Below are 22,166 nucleotides of genomic sequence, written 5' to 3' on the forward strand. Positions count from 1 at the left end.
TTTTTACTGATTGAAGCTGCTTTCAACTGAAGTTACTTTGGCGTCGCCCCAAAGACCTTCTATATCATAAAATTCCCTCACCTGTTTTTGAAAGACATGCGTTACTACGTTAACATAGTCCATTAATACCCATTCGGCATTTTCAGAACCTTCAACGTGCCAAGGTTTGTCTTTTATAGCTTTGCTTACAGTTTTTTGAATTGAGCCTACTATGGCATTTACGTGGGTGTTCGAAGTACCATTACAAATAATAAAGTAGTCACAAACTGTGTTCTCAATATCTCTAAGATCTAGTAATTTTATATCGTGCCCTTTAACTTCTTCTATCCCACTTATAATTAAAGCAATTAATTCATCTGCGCTACTTTTCCTTTTCTGCATCCAAAAAATTTAATTTTTACAAAGTTATTATAAATTTGTTTTTTTAGCTATTGTTTTTAACAATACATTATAGAATAAACTAAACAATTGTAAATGCAGTTAATCAAACTTAGTGCCACGGACTCTACAAATGCGTATTTGAAGAGCCTAATACAAGGTGTTGATTTGGAAGATTTCACGGTAGTTGTTGCCGATACTCAGATGAAAGGTCGAGGGCAAATGGGGACGAGTTGGTTGTCTGAGCCCGGTAATAATCTGACCTTTAGTGTTTTGAAGAAATTTAACAGGGTTAGCGTGGAAGAACAATTTAGGATAAATATTTGTGTTTCCCTTGCGATATATACAGCCTTGGCGCCTTATAATGTACCCGATTTGAAGATTAAATGGCCGAACGACATTCTGTCAGGTTATTCCAAAATTTGCGGTATATTAATAGAAAATGTGCTATCCGGTCAGTTTATACGTACTTCCATTATTGGAATTGGTCTAAATGTAAATCAACTAAATTTCGAAAAACTGCCCAATGTGTCCTCCTTAAAGTTGTTATTGGGCCAAGAATTTGATTTGGAGGAGCTACTTTATGCGATAGTGGGTCATCTTAAAGTATTTTTGAGCACTAATTGGGAGCATGAATTTGATGTTCTTCGTGCTAGTTATGAGGATCAACTTTTTAGAATCGGGAAACCATCAACCTTTAAAAATGCGGAAGAGCAACTTTTTATGGGGTTTATAAAAGGGGTGTCCCGTTCGGGTAAACTTTTAATTCTTTTGGAGGATGATATCTTGAAGGAGTTTGATTTAAAGGAGGTAAAGTTGCTGTATTAAAGGGGCTACTATCTAACAAATTCCCTTGCAGTTTAGTTGAATGGGAATAGAATCCGCTATTTAATGTTTTTTGAAACGGATTTCCCCTAAGATAGGTTGCGCCAAATAATTGCACTAGGGGATTACTTTAGGGAGTGTCGGTATCAGAAAATGTATTTATGCCCAAATGATGCAAAAATAATAAGGCCACCCTGCCCAGCGTGAATTACGAAGGGTATATGCAGTTGAAATTTAGAACTTTTCCTAAATTTCGGAAAGATTTTGGGATAGGGTGTTCATGAAATTGGTGATAGGTGATTTTATCATCATGGCCATCATAGCGTTAAATTCGCCTTCAAAACTCAGGACGACCTCGCTTTCTGAATCACTAATTTCAACGATGTCTGCTGTTAGAGTAAAGGGCAATTTATCGCTAGCGGCCCCTAAAATAACCTGAGAATTAGGGGTTTGATGCTTTTTTTGTAATACAATTTCTGGCATTCCCTTTAACGCGAACAAAAACCTTTGATCATTAATTACCTCAAATTTACTGATATTTTGGGGCATTAAAGTTTCAAAATTCTTTACATCGTTCAGAAAATCAAAAACTTCCTTACTACTTTTATTTACGGTTTTTTTTGGTGTATCTAAATGCATAATCTATAATTGCCATGTAGCGGGGTCTAATTTCCACTCCATTAGTGTTTTAAATTGATTTTCTTTTATGTAATTCGTTTCAGTAGCCTGTTCAATTAAGTGGTCAAAATCACTTAGAGTGTGTAATTCCACATTATTTTTTTTAAAATTTTCAGTGGCCACTGGAAATCCATAAGTGAAAACGGCGAGCATTCCCTTAACGTTGGCTCCATTGTTTCTAAGAGCCTCTACTGCGTTAAGACTGCTGTTTCCAGTACTAATTAAGTCTTCTATGACCACCACGTTCTGGTTGGCCTCCAAACGTCCCTCAATTTGGTTTTGTCGCCCGTGGGCCTTTGCTTCCGGCCTTACATATATGAAAGGCAGTCCCAAATATTCTGCCACTAACATCCCAATTCCTATGGCGCCTGTGGCTACACCTGCAATTACATCGGGCTTGCCATAAATGGATTCTAATTGCTTGCCCATCTGTTCTCTCATGTAATTTCTAATGGTCGGATAGGATAAAATTATACGATTGTCACAATAAATTGGTGACCTCCAACCTGAAGCCCATGTAAATGGATTTTCAGGTTTCAACTTAATTGCATTAATTTGTAGCAGAAGTTCGGCCGTTTTTTTCGCTGTGTCTTTGTCTAAAACCATAACGCAAATGTATAAAGTTTTTGTTAATGAGTCACCGTTGATTTTAACAAATAAATTATCGGACACCACTAATAATAAATATTTTTTATTGAATGGTTCCTCCATCAACGAGGCAATCGATTCTTTGGCTGGAAAAAAATTGAAAGAAGCCTTTATCTATCACCCCAATAAAGAGGAAATATTAAAGAAGTTCTCCAAAAAAATACCTTTGGTAGTTGCTGCTGGGGGTGTGGTCACCAACAAGGAGGGGAAAGTGCTTTTTATTTATAGGGATGGCAAGTGGGATCTTCCAAAAGGAAAATTGGATAAGGGTGAGACCATAGAAGAGTGTGCTATAAGGGAAGTGGAGGAGGAAACAGGGGTAAAGGGCCTTAAGATTGAAAATTTCCTCAGGACTACCTATCACCTTTTTAAAAGGAATGGCGGATATAAATTAAAAGAGGTACACTGGTTCGCTATGAGGACCAATTATAAAGGCGAATTAATTGGTGAAGCCAGTGAAGGTATAGAAAAAGTGAAATGGAAGGGGCCAAAGAAAATAAAAAAAGCCTTGGAAAATTCCTATGCCAACATTAGGATACTTTTCGAGGAATAACCAAGCTAGTCCTTAAGAAGTCGGTACACAGGATATTGCATAAATTGGGGTTCGTGAGGTTTTGATCTCTGGTAGATCCAATCCAATTGTGCGTACCAGTTGCTGGCAAAAACACTGTCGGTTTCTTTTTTTAATACAAATATGGAATTCATGTTTTTGTCTTTCTTTAGGATTTCCAAAGCGATATCCTCAAAGACATAAGGAGAAAAGCCTTCCTTTCGTTGTAATATTACATCGAAAAAGTTCCAGTTAAAGAAAGAGTCTGTAGCCTCTGGCTCTAAAGTTTCTAGCAAATAGCGTAGCCCTTTTTGATTGGTAGGGACTAAAATATCACCAGGGGTGAAAACAATTTTTTCTAAGGATGACAATACCTTGGTGTTGTAATGGGGATAATGACCTTCGTAGGAGTTTTGGAAGGTCTCAAAACTATCTATTTTATAGGATTCCACGGTATAGGAGCTGTTTTCCTTTAAAATTTCAAAACTGATTTGATTGTCCTGGAGCAGTTCTGTGATTTTTTTCCATCCTTTTTTTATTAGGTATGCTTTCGGAATTTCCACCTCTTTGGTTGGGGCGTAATAATTCTGATAGGAAACCTCTTTAACAAAGGGTCTATTCCTGTCGTATTTTAATCTAGGAAATCCAGTTACTTCACTGATAAGGGTGTCTGCACTATACCCTTTAAATTGTAAGAGGCTTGTTTTTGTTGTATCTATTGCCCATTGTAGGGGATAGGTAGTTTTTTCCAAATACATTTCAAAGGAATGCTCTCTTAGTTCTTTTATTTTTTTGAAATCCCTTTCGGAGAGGTCCAAAAGCTTTACCAGCAGCTCATAGGTGCCTTCTACCCTTTGTTTGTAAGGTTTTAGCATATGGGTCTCCACCATAAGGCCTAAGGTGTTCCAAAGGGCGGTATATCCGGTGGAGTAGCGGGGGTAATCCATAAATTGCGAAAATCCGTTCTCAGGTACCGTGTTAAAGACGTTTACGTATGGGGTAATATCCCAGCCATCGTTTAATAGTAATTTTTCTAAGGAAGGCATCATTTCTTGGTGTAGATACTGTCCCAATTCGCCATCCAGCTTGTTGTGTTGGGTAAATAAATGGGTGAGGGTATATTGGTAATCGGCCCCATTGCTTACGTGGTTGTCTACGAAAATATCGGGCTTTACCAAATGAAAAATTTCGGAAAAAGTGTGTGCGTTTTTGGTGTCTACTTTAATAAAATCCCTGTTAAGGTCATAGTTTTTGGCATTTCCCCTAAAACCATAAGATTTTGGTCCGTTCTGGTTTACTCTGGAGGTTGAGTTTCGGTTTAACGAGCCACCTATATTGTAGATGGGTATGGTAACTAAAACAGTATTTTTTGGAGGGTTTATATTGTTTAGGGCCAAGTCGCGGTACAACATCATGGTGGCATCAATGCCATCACTTTCCCCTGGGTGTATACCATTGTTTATAAGGATGACACTTTTGTCCTTGCCAATCTTTTGAAAATTAAATTCTGCATCGGTATTATAGGTAACAATATGAAGCGGATGACCACTATCGGTAGTGCCTATGGTCTGAATGTTTATCTCAGGGAATTCTTTGGCGAGTTGAATGTAAAAGTCAATAGCCTGTAGGTAAGTTGCTGTTTCTTTGCCATTGCTCTTTTCAAAAACGGTGATTATTTCCCTCGTCTTACTTTCCTTTTGGGTTTCGCAAGAAAAAAGGCATAGCATCAATCCAAGAGTTAATAAGAATCTCATTTTTTATACTTTGATATAGTGTTGATACTCTAATAGGGTAGGCCTAAAAATTTCGAATTACCCTTGTAACTAATTTCGTCACTAGGGTAATTCCTTAATTTCCAATAGATCAAAGTTAAATAAAAAGCAATGGACTGGGTAGAAAGCACTCTAGTAATTTCTTCAATTTCCTCCCGGCGTATCGGTTTGCTGTTGAAAACAATCGGGTGATGGGTCATGGACTTGAAATTATCGGACTTGTCCTTGTCGTTTTGGTCGATGGAGGAGGTAACGATATTGATGTTGACGGCTTTAGGTATTGGGAGTTTGATGAATTCTTCCAAAAACTCCCATCCATCCATAATAGGCATATTTATATCCAAAAAAATTATATCAGGAAGTTCTTGGTTTTCCAAGATCATTTTCCGCACATGGTCAATAGCCCTTTCACCATTTTGGAATTCAGCAATTTTATTGTTATCGCAAACCGATTTCAATATTTTTTTGATTCCGTAAACTGTAATGGGATCATCATCTACGATAAAAATCGAATTAATTTTCGTCATTAAAATATAAATTAAATGTGGTTCCTACTCCTACTTGACTGTTAGCATTTATTTTTCCGTTCATAGCTTCTATCTGATTTTTCGCAATATACAATCCCAGTCCTTTAGCATCGCGGTTGCCGTGAAAGGTTTTGTACATGTCGAATAACTTTTTCCCGAATTTCTTCATATCTAGGCCTAAACCATTGTCCTCTATGCTCAATACCGTATAGTTTTGAACATGACTTAAGTTGAATTTGATTACGAGAGGGGTGTCAGGTTTTTTGTATTTAATGGCATTAGTGATAATATGGTTCATGATACTTTCTAGATATGCTGGGACTACATTGATGTAAGTATCTTTTGGTATTGAGGTAATAACTGTGCCCTGGTTCTGATCTAAATAAAAGCTTAGGTTATTTACTGCGTTATTGACATGATCGTTAAGATTAACTATTTTCTTATTAGTGGTAGCTTCCGTATTTATTGAAACTATGTCATTTAAATTGTGAAGGGTCTCCATTAGGCTGTTGGAGGAATCCGTCAACATATTGAAAATTTTTATCCGTTCCTCCTCATCTTTTTCCTCCTTTAAAAAGTCCAATAACATGGAGAAATTGGCCGAATGCGACCGTAAGTTATGGGAAATGATATGTGCGAAATTAAGTAGTTTTTTGTTTTGTTGTGACGAAACGTGGATGAGGCTTTTTAGTTCCTTTTCCTTTTCCTTTATTTCTGAAATATCCATGGTAATGCCAACCAATCCTGTGGTTTCCCCATTTATACCTTTTAAGGCAATTTTTGAACTTAAGTAATAATTGGTAGTGCCGTCCGGATTTTCCTCCTTCAATTCCTTGTTCAACATTGGGGTTTGTGAGATCATGACCTCTAAGTCCTCTTCCCTATATTTTTGTGCGGTAGTCCTATCGTAAATATCGAAATCGTCTTTCCCTATAATATCGCTTTCCTCAGTTATTCCACAGCGGTCCAACTCGGATCTGTTGGCCAATAGTTTTCTAGACATGGTATCCTTTGCATAGATTTGGAGTGGTAGATTATTGATCAGCGTTTTTAAAAGATTTTCGCTGCTTTTTGTTTCATGTTCTTTTAAGACATAATCGGTAATGTCCTGAACTATACCGATTAAACCTATGTAAATGCCATTGTTGTATAGTGGTTTACTGGAAACTTTTACCCATCGATAGTTCCCTTTTGCGGTAATGATCTGTAGCTTTTCGCTCCAGGAACGCCTGTTTTTCATAGCGGAATAAATGGCCATGGAAATGGTATTTCTGTTGTACCCAATTTTGTGAAAGTTGATGTAATTATCTAGGGTATATTGAAACCCTTCTTCAACTTCCAAGATGGTGCTGATCATGGAGCAGCAGTTCATAATATCTAATGACTGATTGTATTTCCAATTCCCAATTTTCCCTATATTAACAGTTTCTTTTAGGACAAATTCGAGCTGTTCAATTTTTTGTTCTTGGTTTACACTTTGGCTAACATCGTCAAATTGAACTACGGCCCCTATAATCTTTTTATTCTCTGAATACCATGGACTTAGTGTCCATTGGAGCCATTTTAATTTATGGTTGTGACCAGCATAGCTTTCCCGAAAGCTTTCCGATATTTCCCCTTTAAAACACCGCAAAATACAATTGTTCCATTGCTCGCTAATAGGCCCTATAAGATCGTGGATGTTTTTATCCACAATATCCTGAGACTCAAAATGAAACTCATCTGCCCATTTATCGGACGCAAATACTACTTTAAAATCCAGGTCGATAAACCCAGTGGCATTAGGTAGTTGTTTGATCAGAAGTTGATTGAACAGAAGTTGATTGCCAATAGCCGGAGTGTCCCTAATCATTATTGTAATTTGATGCAATGTTATTTCGTTTCTTCAAATTATGAAACAATTTGTTGTTAATGGCTCTTATTTAGTGGTGTAGCGCTTAAGTTGGCAGTAATACCAAGTTATATGTGGTAGGGCTTTTTTATATTTTTATAGGAATAAGATCTACCTTATTTTAATTTTACACGAACAGAATTTGGCACTAATCCAGTATAATCTCCCTTATTTTTGATGACGTCTCTTACAATAGAGGAACTAATATAAGATTTTCCTGATGAAGTAAGTAGGAAAACCGTGTCAATCTCCGAAAGTTTACGGTTGGTATGGGCTATGGCTTTTTCAAATTCAAAATCTCCAGGATTTCTAAGTCCCCTTAAAATAAATCCCGCATTCATTTTTTTGCAGAAATCTACCGTTAACCCTTCATAGGTAAGTACTTTTATTTTGGGCTCGTCCTTAAAAGCTTCAGTGATAAAATGCTTACGCTCCTCTAGGGAAAACATATAGCTCTTATCCGTGTTTACACCAATAGCAATGATGATTTCGTCAAAAAGAGTAATACCTCTTTGTATTATATCATAATGTCCTAATGTTAGCGGGTCAAATGACCCAGGAAAAATAGCACGTCTTTTCATTGGCGGAGTTTAAAAATATTAAGCAGTATTAATATGGAAATACTATACTGTAGGCATGAAAGTAGATGTCTTATTTTCTTATGAATCGGTAAAGGTACTAATTTTCATTTAATGCCTCCCAAATGGTACTTTCAAAGAGCTCAGATAGAGAAATCCCTGCTGCCGCTGCTTGTTGTGGTAAAATACTTTCGGCGGTTAAACCTGGGGTGGTATTCATTTCCAGCATATAGGGTTCATCCCCTACAAAAATAAACTCACTCCTAGAAAAACCTTTCATTTTAAGGGTGTCATAGGCCAACTTGGCGACTTGGACTACTCTTTCTTCCTGTTTTTTGGTGATTCTGGCCGGAGTGATTTCCTGCGATTTCCCTTCATATTTCGCTGAATAATCAAAAAAATCGTTTTCTGATATAATTTCGGTGATGGGAAGGACCTTCGTTTTTCCTTGATAATGAATAACTCCAACTGAAACTTCAGTTCCATCTAAAAATGATTCGATAAGTATTTCATCGTCCTCCAAGAAAGCATTTACAATGGCATTGGGAAGTTCTGCTTTGTGATAAACCTTGGTGATGCCAAAGCTAGAACCTGCCTTGTTGGCTTTAACAAAACAAGGTAATCCCACTTTATTTATAATCTCATCAGCTAGTACGATATCTCCTTTGTTAAGGTAAAAGGAGGTTGCCGATTTTATGCCATAAGGTTTTAATACGCTTAACAGGTCTCGTTTGTTAAAAGTAAGGGAAGCTTGGTAATAATCACAGGAAGTCTGTGGAATGTCCAAAAGTTGAAAATAAGCCTGCATCAAGCCATCCTCGCCCGGAGTGCCATGTATAGCATTAAATACACAATCAAATTTAAGGATCTGGTTGTTTAGGGATACGGTAAAATCATGTTTGTTCACCAAATATTCTTCCTGGTGCTCATCTACCAAGACCCATTTCTCCTTAAGAATATGAATTCTATAAAGGTTAAATTTATCTTTGTCCAAAGAGTTGAACACTACATTTCCGCTTAACAGGGAAATTTTGAACTCGCTAGAGTGGCCGCCCATAATGATGGCAATATTTTTTTTCATCCGTTATAATTAATCGTTCCTGATCGGTATGATATAAGATGCCCAATTTCTTGTTGGCGTTATCATCTAAAATGGCTTATTTTCTAAGTTTATTGTTTAGAGAAACCAGGAAACAAATATCATTCATTCAAATTAAAGAAAAAAGCATTCGGTTTTCTATCTTTGTCGTTTAAGAAAATATATTATGCGGAATTTTTTTAGGTTTTTAATAAGCAGGACATTCCTAATACAGTTGGGGTTAGCCTTAGTGGTTTCGGTATTGGTGATCTTTGCTGCTTTGCAGTGGTTAAAAGAAACTACCAATCATGGCGAATTTATTGAGGTACCTGATTTGGCCGGACTTTCGGTTATGGAGACTAGGACTTTAATAGAGAAGTCTAAATTGCGGTATTCTGTTTTGGATTCTGCGAATTACAATCCTTCTTATCCTCGGTTTTCAATAATAGATCAAAACCCTCCAGCTGGCAGTCAGGTGAAGGAGGATAGAAAAATTTATATTACCGTTAATCCATCGGGATATAAAAAAGTTACCATCCCCAATATTATCCAAGTAACTCAAAGGAACGCAAGTTCTATGCTTAAGGCCGTAGGGTTGGAAGTTGAACGGGTGACCTATGTGGATGAGCTGGGAAAGGATATGGTATATCATATAAAACATAAAGGAAAATATATTACCCCTGGGGATAAGTTACCAAAAACATCCAAGATAGAATTGGTTTGTGGTAATGGTGATATTTCTCCAAGAGCCCAGGTTAAGGCAGATTCAGAATAATTATGGAAGAAAAAGAGGATTATGAATTAAATGAGGAGGAACTTTTTGAGCATCATAGTTTTACCGCATCAAAAGGACAGGACCCCTTAAGGGTAGATAAGTATTTAATGAATTTCATTGAAAACGCTACTAGGAATAAAATACAACAGGCGGCAAAGGATGGGAATATATGGGTGAACGGGACCATTGTAAAACAAAATTATAAGGTTAAGGCCGGCGATCATATACGTGTATTATTCGCGCACCCTCCGCACGAACTCTTGTTGATCCCAGAAAACATACCTTTAGATATTGTCTATGAGGACGATGTTCTATTGGTGGTAAACAAGCCTGCAGGAATGGTGGTTCATCCTGGTCACGGGAACTATTCGGGAACCTTGATCAATGCCCTTTTATACCATCAGGAGAATTTACCAAAAAACAGTGATGACCGTCCCGGGTTGGTCCATAGGATAGATAAAGATACCTCTGGGCTTTTGGTTGTGGCAAAGACGGAAGCGGCCATGACCCATCTAGCAAAACAGTTTTTTGAAAAATCTAGCGAGCGCGAATATGTTGCGTTGGTATGGGGGAATATGGACGAAGACGATGGAACCATAGAAGGTCATGTTGGACGAAATCCAAAAAATAGGCTTCAAATGATGGTGTTTCCCGAAGGGGAGCAAGGTAAGGAGGCGGTGACCCATTTTAAAGTGTTGGAAAGGTTTGGATATGTAACCATGATTTCCTGTAACTTAGAAACGGGAAGAACACATCAAATTAGGGTTCATTTAAAGTACATTGGCCATACTCTGTTCAATGATGAGCGCTACGGGGGAGAGAGAATCCTGAAAGGAACCACCTTTACCAAATACAAGCAATTTGTGGATAATGCCTTTAAAATTTTGCCAAGGCAGGCACTACATGCCAAAACATTGGGATTTGTACATCCCGTTTCTGGGGAGTATATGAAGTTCAATTCGGAGATCCCTGAAGATATGGCGAATTGCATTGAAAAATGGAGGCAGTACGCCAAACACAGTCAGGGAGAATAACTTTTCCCATCCCAATATCCCGTAAAGGACGTATTGGATTAGGTAATGATTTAAGTTTAACTTAACGCTAGAATAATTTTTAGGAATGAAAATAGTTATATCGCCAGCAAAAACGTTGGATTTTGAAAGCAAATTACCAATAAAGGAATACTCCCAACCACTATTTCTTGAAGAAGCCGCACGATTAAATAAAGTTTTACAGAAAAAAAAGCCCATTGCGCTGTCGGAATTAATGGGAATTTCGGATAAATTGGCACAGCTTAACTGGGAGCGCAACCAAGAGTTTTCCATTCCCTTTACACCAGAAAATGCAAGGCCTGCCGTCTATGCCTTTAACGGGGACGTATACCAAGGTTTGGATGCGTATTCCATTGCTCCCGAAAAAATGACCCAACTCCAGGACCAGCTACGAATTTTATCAGGACTTTATGGTATTCTTAAACCATTGGATCTTATGCAGCCGTACAGACTGGAAATGGGCACCACCTTAAAGGTGGGGAGGAAAAAAAATCTGTACGAATTTTGGAAAAAACAACTTACCGATCATTTGAATATGGAACTGCAAGACGAGGAGTTGTTTGTAAATTTGGCAAGCAATGAATATTTTGGTGCCGTGGATGAAAAAAAGCTAAAAGTACCCGTAATCACTCCAATATTTAAGGATTGGAAAAATGACAACTTAAAGGTGATTAGTTTTTTTGCCAAAAAAGCAAGGGGAACTATGGTTCGTTATTTATTGGAATCCAATGCCAAAACTTTGGAGGATGTTAAGGGTTTTGATCAAGAAGGTTATTTGTATAGTATGGAGCATACCTTGAAGGAAAATCAGCCAGTATTCATCAGATAGAATATTTTCGCCAAAATATCGTTTTAAAGTTCATAGCAGTTTTTGTATAAATACAAATAAAAATGAAAAAATTCGGCTTACTAATTGCGTTTTTAATCTTATTAACAGGCTGTACTGATCGGGATGACGATCTTAGCGGGGTAAAGATTAGGGTGAAGAACGAAAGTAGTTTTAATTTTGATAAGGTACAGGTAGGCGAGGCAGCTATGCTACATACAAACATTGCTCCAGGAAATTTTTCGAGATATCTGGAGTATAAAACTGCTTATAACTATGCCTATATCAATATAACTGTAGGGGATGAAAACTATATCTTACAGCCCATCGATTTTGTTGGTGAAACCCCGCTTCCAGAAGGCTTTTATACCTATGGCTTAAAGATTTCCGAAGAGGGAGAAGTAATTTTGAATTTTATGGTGGATTAGCACTAAACGGTTCTTATAACCGACTTATTTTTTTTTCTCCACATTAATTTTTTCTTCTATACTTGGCTTTCTTTTTATTTTGCGTTTCCGCCTTGTACCGTAAGTGCCGTTAATTATTTTACCCCTTTTAGATTTTTTATCTCCTTTGCCCATAGCTTTCCAATTTTTATTTTCCTAAAAATAAATTATTAATTCTGTATTTCAAAGTTTTAAGGTATGACCTTATGCGATGGATTCCTATCGATTTACAACAAATTTCTTTAAATATAACCTATTTTACTATTGTCATCCTTGGGCTAAAATGCTAAGTTTGTGAGATAACCGATTGTTGGACCCAGCAATTCTAAAGAAAATATAGCTTTGAAAATTAAAAAGGTATTAGTTGCAAATAGGGGAGAGATCGCTATACGTATTTTTAGGGCATGTGTAGAGATTGGGATTAAAACAGTTGGGGTGTATACTTATGAAGACCGTTATTCCCTACATCGATATAAAGCAGATGAAAGTTACCAGATTGGGGGCGATAACGAACCTTTAAAGCCTTATTTGGATATGGATGCCTTGATTAAGGTCGCCAAGGAAAATGAGGTGGACGCCATTCATCCAGGATATGGATTCTTATCTGAAAATGCCACTTTCGCACAAAAATGTGAGGACAACGGAATTATTTTTGTCGGTCCCAAAGTCTCGGTATTAAAAGCTCTTGGTGATAAGATTACGGCCAAGGAAGTTGCTGTGGCCAATAATATTCCCATCATAAAAAGTAGTGATAGGGATTTGTCGGATATTGAGGTGGCACTTTCTGAAGCGGAACAAATAGGTTATCCCTTAATGTTAAAGGCTGCTTCTGGTGGTGGAGGACGTGGTATGCGCGTAATCCGAACCGAGGAAGAGCTTAGAAAAGGATTTCCAGAAGCTAAACGGGAATCTTTAAATGCCTTTGGTGACGATACGGTATTCCTGGAGAAATTTGTGGAGAATCCCAAACATATAGAGATTCAAATCGTTGCGGATACCCATGGCAATATGGTGCATTTGTACGAGAGGGATTGTTCTGTACAAAGAAGATATCAAAAGGTAATAGAATTTGCCCCATCCATAGGATTGCCACAGGATACCAAGGATAATTTGTATAAATATGCCATTGATATCTGCAAAGCAGTAGACTACAATAATATAGGAACGGTGGAATTTTTGGTAGATGACGATGGCAGTATCTACTTTATTGAGGTAAACCCAAGGATACAGGTAGAGCATACGGTAACGGAAATGATTACCAATATAGACTTGGTTAAGGCCCAATTGTTTATTGCAGGCGGCTACAGATTATCGGATACCCAGATAAAAATACAAGATCAGGCCTCGATCGTAGTCACGGGTTATGCCCTGCAATGTAGGATTACTACCGAAGATCCCGCTAACGATTTTAAACCAGATTATGGAGTGGTAACTACCTACCGTAGTGCTTCAGGTCTGGGAATCCGATTGGATGCCGGTAGTATCTATCAAGGGGTGGCAATTTCCCCATTTTTCGATTCCATGTTGGTAAAGGTGTCTGCCTTGAGTAGGACTTTGGATGGGTCTTGTCGTAAAATGAGAAGGGCCTTGGCTGAATTTCGTATCAGGGGGGTCAAGACCAATATGGCGTTTCTGGACAATATCTTAAAACACCCCACTTTTAGAGAGGGTAAGGTAACGGTAAACTTTATTAATAACGAACCAGAGCTATTCCAATTTGTGGAGCCAAGGAATAGGGCCAATAAGTTAGTGGAATTCTTGGGCGAGGTTATTGTAAATGGGAATCCTGATGTAAAAAAAAATGGATAAGAGCCATGTGTTTTCCAAACCAAAAATTCCCACCTTCCCCATTGTGGAGGAATACCCAAAGGGAACCAAGGATTTATTGACCGAATTAGGTCCCGACCAATTTTCCATGTGGCTAAAAAATGAGAAGAAGGTCCATTTCACCGATACTACCATGCGTGATGCTCACCAAAGTTTATTGGCAACACGGATGAGGACGTTAGACATGTTAAAGGTAGCTGAGGGATATGCCAAAAACCATCCAGAAATATTTAGTATGGAAGTTTGGGGAGGGGCCACCTTTGATGTTTGCCTTCGATTCTTACAGGAAAATCCTTGGGAGCGATTGGAATTGTTGCGAAAAGCCATGCCCAATATATTAATGCAAATGTTGATCAGGGGCTCCAATGGGGTTGGCTATACCGCCTATCCAGATAATTTGATAGAGCGATTTGTTGAGGAATCATGGAAATCTGGGGTAGATATTTTTAGGATTTTTGATTCCCTCAATTGGATGAAATCCATCGCGCCCTGCATAGAATATGTCAGAACCAAAACAGGAGGCCTGGCAGAAGGCTCACTTTGTTACACTGGTGATATATTAGATCCCACAAAATCGAAATACAATTTAAAGTATTATGTGCAATTGGCCAAGGATATTGAAAATGCTGGAGCCCATATTTTAGGGGTCAAGGATATGGCGGGATTGTTAAAGCCTTATGCGGCCTACGAATTAATATCGGCCTTAAAGTCCGAGATTAATATCCCCATACATCTTCATACGCATGATACCTCCTCTACCCAGGCGGCTATGTACCTAAAGGCTATTGAGGCTGGGGTAGATGTTGTAGACGTGGCATTGGGCGGTATGTCTGGACTTACTTCCCAACCCAATTTTAATTCTGTTGTGGAAATGTTGCGTTTCCAAGAAAGAGAAAATAGTTTGAATACCGATAAATTGGCAGAATATTCCAACTATTGGGAAACCGTACGGAATTATTATTACACGTTTGAATCCGGATTAAAATCAGGGACTGGGGAAGTGTATAAGCACGAGATTCCTGGCGGACAATATTCTAACCTAAAGGGGCAGGCTATAGCTTTGGGCTTAGAGGATAAGTTTCCCGAAGTCACCAAAATGTACGGGGAGGTAAATCAACTTTTTGGAGATATTATAAAGGTAACCCCCAGTTCCAAGGTGGTAGGGGATATGGCCCAATATATGATTGCCAATAACCTTACTGTATCGGATATCTTGGAAAACGGAGAATCTATTTCCTTTCCACAATCTGTAATTGGTTATTTTAAGGGCGATTTAGGTCAGCCGGAAGGAGGTTTTCCAAAAGAATTGCAAAAAATGGTGCTTAAAGATCAACAAGCCTTTACGGATAGACCAAATGCCCACTTGGAAGCTATTGATTTTGATAGGGAATTTGCGGACTTTAAAAGAAAATTTAACGCTGGAATGGGGCGTGAATTGCTGATAACCGATTTTCTTTCCTATAAGCTATATCCAAAAGTATTTACCGATGCCTACAACAACCATGTGAAGTATGGCAATGTTATGAATATCCCTACCAAGAATTTCTTTTACGGGATGGAAGTGGGAGAGGAGATCATTGTGGAATTGGATCGGGGTAAGAATATTTTGGTCTCACTTATGTTACGAGGGGAACCGGACGATGCCGGAAATGTGAGTATCTACTTTAAGGTAAATGGACAATTGCGAAATGTAATGATTAAAGATAGATCTGTTAAAGTGAATAAAGTAGAAAATGTTAAGGTGGATGCCGCTGATGTAAATCAGATTGGAGCCCCCTTACAAGGCCTGCTATCTAGCGTACTGGTAAAGAAAAATCAAGAAGTGAAAAAAAATCAGCCACTTTTCGTTATCGAAGCTATGAAAATGGAAACCACAGTAACCGCTACCCAGGAAGGGGTGGTAGATAGAATACAATTGAAGGGGGGCACTTTGGTAAATTCGGAGGACCTTGTGCTTGTATTAAAATGATAGTCCAATTACCCCTAACCGGATCATATAGATAATTTTGTAAAATTCAATTATTCTTTTGACATCAAAAACCTTTCTACATACCCATCCCTATGAACCATTTTTGTTTCCGGAGGCCACAAAGCTGATTGTAGGGACCTTACCGCCGCCTAGGTTTACCATTGGGGATCTAAAGGAAGGTGATGTCGATTTTTGCTATGGCAGCAGGGATGGTCAATTATGGCCAATACTAAACCAGATTTTTGGACTGGGGCTCGCTTTTGAGACCACAGAGCAAGCCGTACAGCAGCGGCAGGATTTTCTACGACAGCGTCATATTGGTATATGCGATATTGTAAAGAGTGCTGAGCGTATAAAGATTGACGCCTCGGATCTTGGATTGCAAAATATTGAATTGAGAAACATTTTCGAGTATCTAGAGCAGTATCCTAAAATAGATACATTATTGTTTACTGGGGGGAATAGTAAAAATGGTCCTGAATATTTTTTTAGAAGGTATATCAGGGAGTTTGGGGTAAAGTTAACATTAGTATCCGATCAAATTCCCCGGATTCATGAATTTGTACTACCCCAACCGGACATCGTTCAGGGTCATACTTTGGATGTAAGGAGGGTGATTAGGACTGTATCCCTTACAGCGCCCTCTGGCGCAGCCAATAGAGCGGTAGGAAGTATGGAGGCCTATAAAGTAATGAAGGCAAAAAATCCTGAAATCAATACGATCGATTTCAGGGTTTTACAGTATCAGAAGTTTTTTTAATTCCCATGTCTTTTGTTGTATGGATTTCTTCATAACGTATTAAAACGACAGGGTAAATTCACTTAGCGGATCAATAAATATCTAATATGGGAGCTTGTTAATGGTCAAGTTTTATTTTCAGTGAAACTGCTGGATATGCCTTTGCAGTAACCAAGCTTTCTTCAGATGAATAAATAGGTTTATAGTCAAATGTAATAGACATTGCTGTCTTCTTATTTTTGGCTGCACTGATAAAATATGGTATACTGGCCAGATTGGCCACTATACCCGTTATGCCAATAATGCCAGCTATGTCCGTGGTACTACTGGAGCTACTATCCCAACTAGCGTCGAATGCAGCTAGCCCTCCAATGGCCATAGCTGTTCCTCCGCCTAGTAGAACCCATGCTGCGGTGTTTTGTTTTTTACTTTTTTGTAAAAAATAATCTTTGGAGAATTCTTTAGTCTGACCCGTTAAAATGGAACTGACAAGTAGTAATGCAAAAAGTAAACGAATTTTTTTCATGGCATCGTTATAAATGACAATCAGGATATTCATCTTATAAAGGGGATAACTACTTTTTTAAGGCATTAAGGAGCTAATAGTTAGTGGTTTGATGTGTTAAAGTTAGATGTTAATTGCGGATAATCAATCTGTCTAATAGTTAAATTATTGGCAAGGTCAATACGTAATTTTAGACCAACTACATAACCGTTTAAGTAGCAGGTCCTCACTGCGAAAGGAGGAATCCAAAAATGCTATATAAATACGTTTAAACTTACTTTTTTATAATTTTCACTACCAGTAATCTGATCAATAAAACAAACGGAAATCCATGAAAGATAAAGTCAAACCAATCCATTGGCTGCATTCCCTTGGCGCCACCCCAAACCCACTTTAGTTTACCAAAAAAATGTGGTTCAGGAAAGAAGGGCGCCAAGCCTAGAGTTAGACAAAGGAGCGCTATTAATTTCCAATTATTGAGGAGTTCTTTCATTTTTCACTAATGATTTGCTTTACAAAATTCCCAATGTTGTTGGTGCCGTTTTTGGTGATGTATTTAATAAATGCCGAGCCAATAATGGCACCTTTTGCCCATTTAGTAGCCTGCTGGAAAGTTTCGGAATTACTAATCCCAAACCCAATTATCTGAGGTGATATTAATTCCATCTTCGCAATTCTTTGAAAATAGGATTCCTGAACGGTACCAAAGCCATCGGACGAACCGGTGACGCTAGCAGAACTCACCATATATATGAATCCCTCAGAGGCCTTGTCTATTTGCGCAATACGCGCGTCACTGGTCTGTGGAGTGATTAGGAAAACATTTATTAATCCGTATTTTTTAAAAATAGCCTCATAGTGCTCCTGATATACATCTAACGGCAGGTCCGGTAAAATAAGTCCATCTATACCTACTTCCTGACATTTTTTGCAGAACGCTTCTACTCCATATTGTAAAATGGGATTAAAATACGCCATAATAATCAGGGGTATATTAACCGATGACCTTATATCTTTTAATTGCTCGAATAAAACTGTAGTAGTCATTCCATTTTTCAGGGCTTGGGTAGAACTAGCCTGTATGGTAGGGCCATCGGCCAAGGGATCGCTAAATGGCAATCCGATCTCTATCATATCAACCCCATTGCTTTCCAAATCCTGAATTATTTTGGCAGTATCGTTCAAATTCGGATATCCTGCTGTAAAATATATGGAGAATAATTTTTTATCCGATTGTAATTGGTGTTGTATTCTGTTCATACCAAATGTATTTTTAGTTTTCCCTCAAAGGGGGAATGATATTCCAAACTTATAGCTCGAAGTATTTTATATAGGTACTTAAATCCTTATCACCCCGTCCAGAAAGGTTAATAACAACCACGTCATTGGGTTTAAAGGCTCTTGTTTTTAAAATAGCAAAGGCGTGGGACGATTCTATTGCCGGAATTATACCTTCCAATTTAGAGAGTTCCATTCCCGCTTGCATGGCCTCGTCATCTGTTACTGGGATAAATTCTGCCCTCCCAGTTTTATACAGATGGGCATGCATAGGTCCAACACCTGGATAGTCTAATCCGGCAGAGATAGAATAGGGCTCTGTAATCTGTCCATCAGGAGTCTGCATCAGAAGAGTTTTGCATCCATGAATAATTCCCTCTTTTCCCAATACTGATGTTGCTGCACTTTCACCACTCTCTACGCCTTTTCCTGCAGCTTCTACCGCAATAATACCCACTTCCTCTTCGTGAAGGAAATGATAGAAGGTGCCTGCGGCATTACTTCCCCCTCCAACGCAGGCCACTACATAATCAGGATTTTCCTTGCCTTCCTGTTCTTTTAGCTGCCATTTGATCTCTTCAGAAATAATGGACTGGAATCTGGTGACCATATCTGGGTAAGGGTGTGGGCCAATGGCAGAACCTATAATATAATGAGTGTCCACAGGATTATTGATCCAATCTCTAATTGCTTCATTGGTAGCGTCTTTTAGGGTCCGACTCCCAGATAGGGCCGGCCTAACCTCTGCACCCAGCATTTTCATTCTAGCCACATTGGGGGCCTGGCGCGCAATATCAATCTCTCCCATATATACTATACACTCCATACCCATGAGGGCACATACGGTAGCAGTAGCCACCCCATGCTGTCCTGCACCAGTCTCCGCAATTATCCTAGTCTTGCCCAAGCGCTTCGCCATTAAGATCTGCCCTACCGTATTGTTAACCTTATGGGCCCCGGTATGGTTAAGGTCTTCGCGCTTTAAATATATTTTAGTGTTGTACTTTTCCGAAAGGCGTTTGGCGAAATATAAGGGGGAAGGTCTACCTACATAATTTTTTAATAATTGATCGAACTCTGCCTTAAAGGAAGGTTCTGCCATCACCTTTAAATACTGCTGCCTAAGATTTTCTACATTGGGATAGAGCATTTCGGGTATAAATGCCCCTCCAAATTCGCCGTAATATCCTTTTTCGTCAACGTTGTAATTCATGGTTATTATAGTATTAAGTACATAGTATTGAGTACATAGTAGTGAGTATTGAGAATCTCACTACTCAATACTCTTTTTAAACTCTTTTAGTTTTTCAATTTCTTTTAATCCAGGGGCTGTTTCAAACTTACTGTTTACATCTATGGCGTAACAGTATTTGGATTCTGGTCTTTGCAGAAAGTCTTTTAGTTTATCAGTTTCTTCAAGTCCTATTCCACCGCTTAAAAAGTAGGGTTTTTTTGAAGGGTATTCTTTTAGAACCTCCCAACTAAATACATAGCCATTCCCCCCTGGTAGCTTCCCTTTAGTGTCGAATAAAAAATAATCGCATACTGCCTCATAGGCCTGTAGTTGACCAAAATTGAAATCGTCCTTTATGGAAAAAACTTTAATAATTTCTACTTCCCTCTTGGGCTTGTTTATTTCAGACTTATTGGCCCCCTTTAATTGCTTACAAAAATCCGGACTTTCCTTTCCGTGCAACTGAACTGCCTGCAAATTGTATCTCTTTATTGTATTTATTATCTCTTCTAATGAGGCATCTACGAAAACGCCCACCTTTTTAATGTGATTTGGAATTTCGGAAATAGTTGTATTAAAAAAACGGGATGAGGGTTCCCAAAAGATAAAACCCATATAATCTGGACCTACGCTGGCTACTTCCAGCATATTATCTGGGTATTTCATACCACATACTTTCAGTTTCATGAGGTTAGCTGCTTTATGAATTGGGTAGCACTCTCTCCAGGATCATCGGTCTTCATAAAATTCTCTCCGATCAAAAATCCTTGGTATCCATAGGGTAGTAGCTCCTTTATTGCGTCAACGGAACTAATTCCGCTTTCAGAGACTTTTACAAAATCATCTGGGATAAGGGCAGAAAGGGTTTTACTGGTATCTAGGCTCACCTCAAAAGTTTTTAAATTTCTATTGTTGACGCCCAAGAGATCCAAACTAGGCATTATGGATTTATGCAGTTCTTCCTCATTATGTACTTCCAACAGGACATTAAGTGCCAAGCTTTGGGCAAATTGGGAAAGCGCTTTTATTTGTTCCCTAGTTAAAATGGAGGCGATCAATAAAATAACATCGGCACCATAGGCCTTAGCTTCCAAAATCTGGTATTCATCTACTACAAATTCCTTGCGCAATAATGGCATTTGGACAGAAGCTCTCGCTAGCAATAGGTCATCAAGTGATCCGCCGAAATATTTGCCATCGGTCAAAACAGACATGCCACAAGCACCTGCTTTTTCATAACCCTGGGCAACATCGTAAACACTATTGTTCTGATTGATTACCGATCTGGATGGAGATCTTCGTTTGTGTTCGGCAATAATTCCACTGGTACTATTCCTTAGGGTGTCAACCAATGAAAAAGTAGTTCTTTCGAATAAAATGGAAGCTTCCAATTGGGAAGCTGGTATGATGGATTTTTTTAATGCTACCTCTTTACGTTTATCAACAACTATTTTGTCCAGTATATTCATGTTTTTATTTTAAATAAAGGAGGATTTATTCTTAATTACTGCTTAGTGATTGTAATTTTTTAAGCGCCTGTAGTGCTTTGCCACTAACTAAGGATTCTTTAGCCATCTCAAATCCCTCTATAGGGCTAATTCCCTTTACGGTAGCAATGGCGATACCGGCATTGGCACAGACCACATTGTTCTGTGGAGCGGTTCCCTTACCCTGAAGCACGTTCATAAATACTTGAGCAGATTCCTCTATACTATCGCCTCCAACAATATCGGTAGCTGAGATGGTGTCGACGCCAAAATCGGAAGGTTTTAACATGCCTTCGGAGGTATTGGTGATCGTTTTGGTGTTGCAGGTCAGGGAAATCTCATCATAACCGTCCAACGCATGTAGTATAGTAAAGTTCTTATCCGTTTTCTGGTATAAATAGCCGTACATTCTGGCGAGTTCCAAATTGAAAACCCCGACCATTTGATTTTTTGGAAAGGCAGGGTTTACCATGGGTCCCAACATATTGAAAAACGTTTTTACCGCTAATTCCTTACGAATGGGGGCTACATTTTTCATGGCTGGGTGAAATAACGGTGCATGTAATACACAGATTCCACTTTCCACCAAACATTTCTCCAAAAAACCTGGATCATTGCTGAAACGTATGCCTAAAAATTCCATTACGTTGCTGCTGCCACATTTTGACGACACCCCATAATTGCCGTGTTTGGTAACGGGTATTCCCGCCCCTGCCGTAACAAAACTTGCAAGGGTAGAGATGTTAAAAGTATCCTTGCCATCACCTCCAGTGCCGCAAAGGTCAACGGGATTATAGGCTGAAAGGTCTACTGCTAAACAGAGTTCCAACAATGCATCCCTAAAGCCCTCCAATTCTTCAATGGTGACACTTCGCATCATATAAACGGTGAGGAATGCCGCAATCTGACTGGTGTTATAATCTCCTTTTGCTATATTGACCAATACTTGCTTTGCTACCTCCTTGGGAAGTACATCATGGTTGATCAATTTGTTTAATATTTCTTTCATTTCTTGTTTTTACTAATTAGGAACTAGAGCTATAATTCAGAATAGGATTCGCAACCATTCCCTGTGTTTCCCCTAAATTTTATTTTAACTCACT

At 38.6% G+C, this 22,166-nt stretch carries 23 protein-coding genes and 1 pseudogene; 8 read left to right on the plus strand and 16 right to left on the minus strand.

The window, feature by feature from the left end:
* Positions 1-3: 3 nt before the first annotated feature.
* A complete protein-coding gene (rsfS, locus tag KCTC52924_RS11025; protein ID WP_251809258.1) occupies positions 4-381 on the minus strand; it encodes a ribosome silencing factor in 378 nt (125 codons plus the stop codon).
* A gap of 93 nt (positions 382-474) precedes the next feature.
* Between rsfS and KCTC52924_RS11030 the strand changes: the two genes are divergently transcribed.
* A complete protein-coding gene (locus KCTC52924_RS11030) occupies positions 475-1,206 on the plus strand; it encodes a biotin--[acetyl-CoA-carboxylase] ligase (RefSeq protein WP_251809259.1) in 732 nt (243 codons plus the stop codon).
* 243 nt (positions 1,207-1,449) lie between these two features.
* Here the strand turns inward: KCTC52924_RS11030 and KCTC52924_RS11035 are convergent, their stop codons facing one another.
* On the minus strand, positions 1,450-1,842 hold the full coding sequence (locus KCTC52924_RS11035; RefSeq protein ID WP_251809260.1) for an SRPBCC family protein: 393 nt from the start codon (positions 1,840-1,842) through the stop codon (positions 1,450-1,452).
* Positions 1,843-1,845: 3 nt separating this feature from the next.
* Complete coding sequence (pyrE, locus tag KCTC52924_RS11040; protein WP_251809261.1) at positions 1,846-2,487, minus strand: orotate phosphoribosyltransferase; 642 nt, start codon at positions 2,485-2,487, stop codon at positions 1,846-1,848.
* 7 nt (positions 2,488-2,494) lie between these two features.
* Here pyrE and KCTC52924_RS11045 point away from each other — a divergent pair, with 7 nt between their 5' ends.
* Complete coding sequence (locus tag KCTC52924_RS11045; RefSeq protein ID WP_251809262.1) at positions 2,495-3,082, plus strand: NUDIX hydrolase; 588 nt, start codon at positions 2,495-2,497, stop codon at positions 3,080-3,082.
* Between the two features lie 5 nt (positions 3,083-3,087).
* Here KCTC52924_RS11045 and KCTC52924_RS11050 read toward each other — a convergent pair whose 3' ends face one another.
* From KCTC52924_RS11050 to KCTC52924_RS11070, 5 genes are all read right to left on the minus strand, one after another.
* Entirely contained in the window at positions 3,088-4,833 is a 1,746-nt protein-coding gene (locus KCTC52924_RS11050; protein WP_251809263.1) for a M14 family metallopeptidase, read from the minus strand.
* Between the two features lie 29 nt (positions 4,834-4,862).
* Positions 4,863-5,378 carry a two-component system response regulator gene (locus KCTC52924_RS11055; protein ID WP_370671460.1) on the minus strand — a complete coding sequence of 172 codons (516 nt, stop codon included), beginning with the start codon at positions 5,376-5,378 and terminating at the stop codon, positions 4,863-4,865.
* Positions 5,365-7,230, minus strand: a complete 1,866-nt coding sequence (locus KCTC52924_RS11060; RefSeq protein WP_251809265.1) for a PAS domain-containing protein — start codon at positions 7,228-7,230, stop codon at positions 5,365-5,367. The genes KCTC52924_RS11055 and KCTC52924_RS11060 overlap by 14 nt, the downstream gene beginning before the upstream one ends.
* A 155-nt stretch (positions 7,231-7,385) precedes the next feature.
* Positions 7,386-7,850, minus strand: coding sequence for a pantetheine-phosphate adenylyltransferase (gene coaD / locus KCTC52924_RS11065; protein ID WP_251809266.1), 465 nt, complete (start codon positions 7,848-7,850; stop codon positions 7,386-7,388).
* A 97-nt stretch (positions 7,851-7,947) separates the two neighbouring features.
* Positions 7,948-8,928 carry a D-alanine--D-alanine ligase gene (locus KCTC52924_RS11070; protein WP_251809267.1) on the minus strand — a complete coding sequence of 327 codons (981 nt, stop codon included), beginning with the start codon at positions 8,926-8,928 and terminating at the stop codon, positions 7,948-7,950.
* Positions 8,929-9,112: 184 nt separating this feature from the next.
* On the opposite strand from KCTC52924_RS11070, the gene KCTC52924_RS11075 reads away from it, so the two are divergent.
* From KCTC52924_RS11075 to KCTC52924_RS11090, 4 genes are all read left to right on the plus strand, one after another.
* On the plus strand, positions 9,113-9,700 hold the full coding sequence (locus KCTC52924_RS11075) for a PASTA domain-containing protein (RefSeq protein WP_251809268.1): 588 nt from the start codon (positions 9,113-9,115) through the stop codon (positions 9,698-9,700).
* Positions 9,701-9,702: 2 nt separating this feature from the next.
* Positions 9,703-10,734 (plus strand): RluA family pseudouridine synthase, encoded by a 1,032-nt coding sequence (locus KCTC52924_RS11080; protein ID WP_251809269.1) that lies wholly within the window; start codon positions 9,703-9,705, stop codon positions 10,732-10,734.
* 85 nt (positions 10,735-10,819) lie between these two features.
* Complete coding sequence (gene yaaA, locus KCTC52924_RS11085; RefSeq protein ID WP_251809270.1) at positions 10,820-11,581, plus strand: peroxide stress protein YaaA; 762 nt, start codon at positions 10,820-10,822, stop codon at positions 11,579-11,581.
* A 62-nt stretch (positions 11,582-11,643) separates the two neighbouring features.
* On the plus strand, positions 11,644-12,006 hold the full coding sequence (locus KCTC52924_RS11090) for a hypothetical protein (protein WP_251809271.1): 363 nt from the start codon (positions 11,644-11,646) through the stop codon (positions 12,004-12,006).
* 24 nt (positions 12,007-12,030) lie between these two features.
* Here KCTC52924_RS11090 and KCTC52924_RS11095 read toward each other — a convergent pair whose 3' ends face one another.
* Positions 12,031-12,159 carry a 30S ribosomal protein THX gene (locus tag KCTC52924_RS11095; RefSeq protein ID WP_251809272.1) on the minus strand — a complete coding sequence of 43 codons (129 nt, stop codon included), beginning with the start codon at positions 12,157-12,159 and terminating at the stop codon, positions 12,031-12,033.
* A gap of 207 nt (positions 12,160-12,366) precedes the next feature.
* Between KCTC52924_RS11095 and KCTC52924_RS11100 the strand changes: the two are divergent.
* A pseudogene (locus KCTC52924_RS11100) lies at positions 12,367-15,820 on the plus strand (pyruvate carboxylase).
* Between the two features lie 58 nt (positions 15,821-15,878).
* Complete coding sequence (locus KCTC52924_RS11105) at positions 15,879-16,580, plus strand: uracil-DNA glycosylase family protein (RefSeq protein ID WP_251809274.1); 702 nt, start codon at positions 15,879-15,881, stop codon at positions 16,578-16,580.
* 97 nt (positions 16,581-16,677) lie between these two features.
* Here KCTC52924_RS11105 and KCTC52924_RS11110 read toward each other — a convergent pair whose 3' ends face one another.
* The 7 genes from KCTC52924_RS11110 to trpD all read right to left on the minus strand — a co-directional run bounded on the left by KCTC52924_RS11110 (position 16,678) and on the right by trpD (position 22,072).
* Positions 16,678-17,118 carry a hypothetical protein gene (locus tag KCTC52924_RS11110; RefSeq protein ID WP_370671461.1) on the minus strand — a complete coding sequence of 147 codons (441 nt, stop codon included), beginning with the start codon at positions 17,116-17,118 and terminating at the stop codon, positions 16,678-16,680.
* A gap of 220 nt (positions 17,119-17,338) precedes the next feature.
* Positions 17,339-17,557: a hypothetical protein gene (locus KCTC52924_RS11115; protein ID WP_251809276.1), complete on the minus strand. Its 219-nt coding sequence runs from the start codon at positions 17,555-17,557 to the stop codon at positions 17,339-17,341.
* A complete protein-coding gene (gene trpA / locus KCTC52924_RS11120; RefSeq protein ID WP_251809277.1) occupies positions 17,554-18,324 on the minus strand; it encodes a tryptophan synthase subunit alpha in 771 nt (256 codons plus the stop codon). Before trpA ends, KCTC52924_RS11115 begins: the two co-directional genes overlap by 4 nt.
* A 49-nt stretch (positions 18,325-18,373) precedes the next feature.
* Complete coding sequence (gene trpB, locus KCTC52924_RS11125) at positions 18,374-19,555, minus strand: tryptophan synthase subunit beta (RefSeq protein ID WP_251809278.1); 1,182 nt, start codon at positions 19,553-19,555, stop codon at positions 18,374-18,376.
* 60 nt (positions 19,556-19,615) lie between these two features.
* Positions 19,616-20,263 (minus strand): phosphoribosylanthranilate isomerase, encoded by a 648-nt coding sequence (locus tag KCTC52924_RS11130; RefSeq protein WP_251809279.1) that lies wholly within the window; start codon positions 20,261-20,263, stop codon positions 19,616-19,618.
* Positions 20,260-21,045 (minus strand): indole-3-glycerol phosphate synthase TrpC, encoded by a 786-nt coding sequence (gene trpC, locus KCTC52924_RS11135; protein WP_251809280.1) that lies wholly within the window; start codon positions 21,043-21,045, stop codon positions 20,260-20,262. Before trpC ends, KCTC52924_RS11130 begins: the two co-directional genes overlap by 4 nt.
* A 31-nt stretch (positions 21,046-21,076) precedes the next feature.
* A complete protein-coding gene (gene trpD / locus KCTC52924_RS11140) occupies positions 21,077-22,072 on the minus strand; it encodes an anthranilate phosphoribosyltransferase (protein ID WP_251809281.1) in 996 nt (331 codons plus the stop codon).
* Between the last annotated feature and the right edge of the window lie 94 nt (positions 22,073-22,166).

Source organism: Arenibacter antarcticus (assembly GCF_041320605.1).
GTDB lineage: Bacteria > Bacteroidota > Bacteroidia > Flavobacteriales > Flavobacteriaceae > Arenibacter > Arenibacter antarcticus.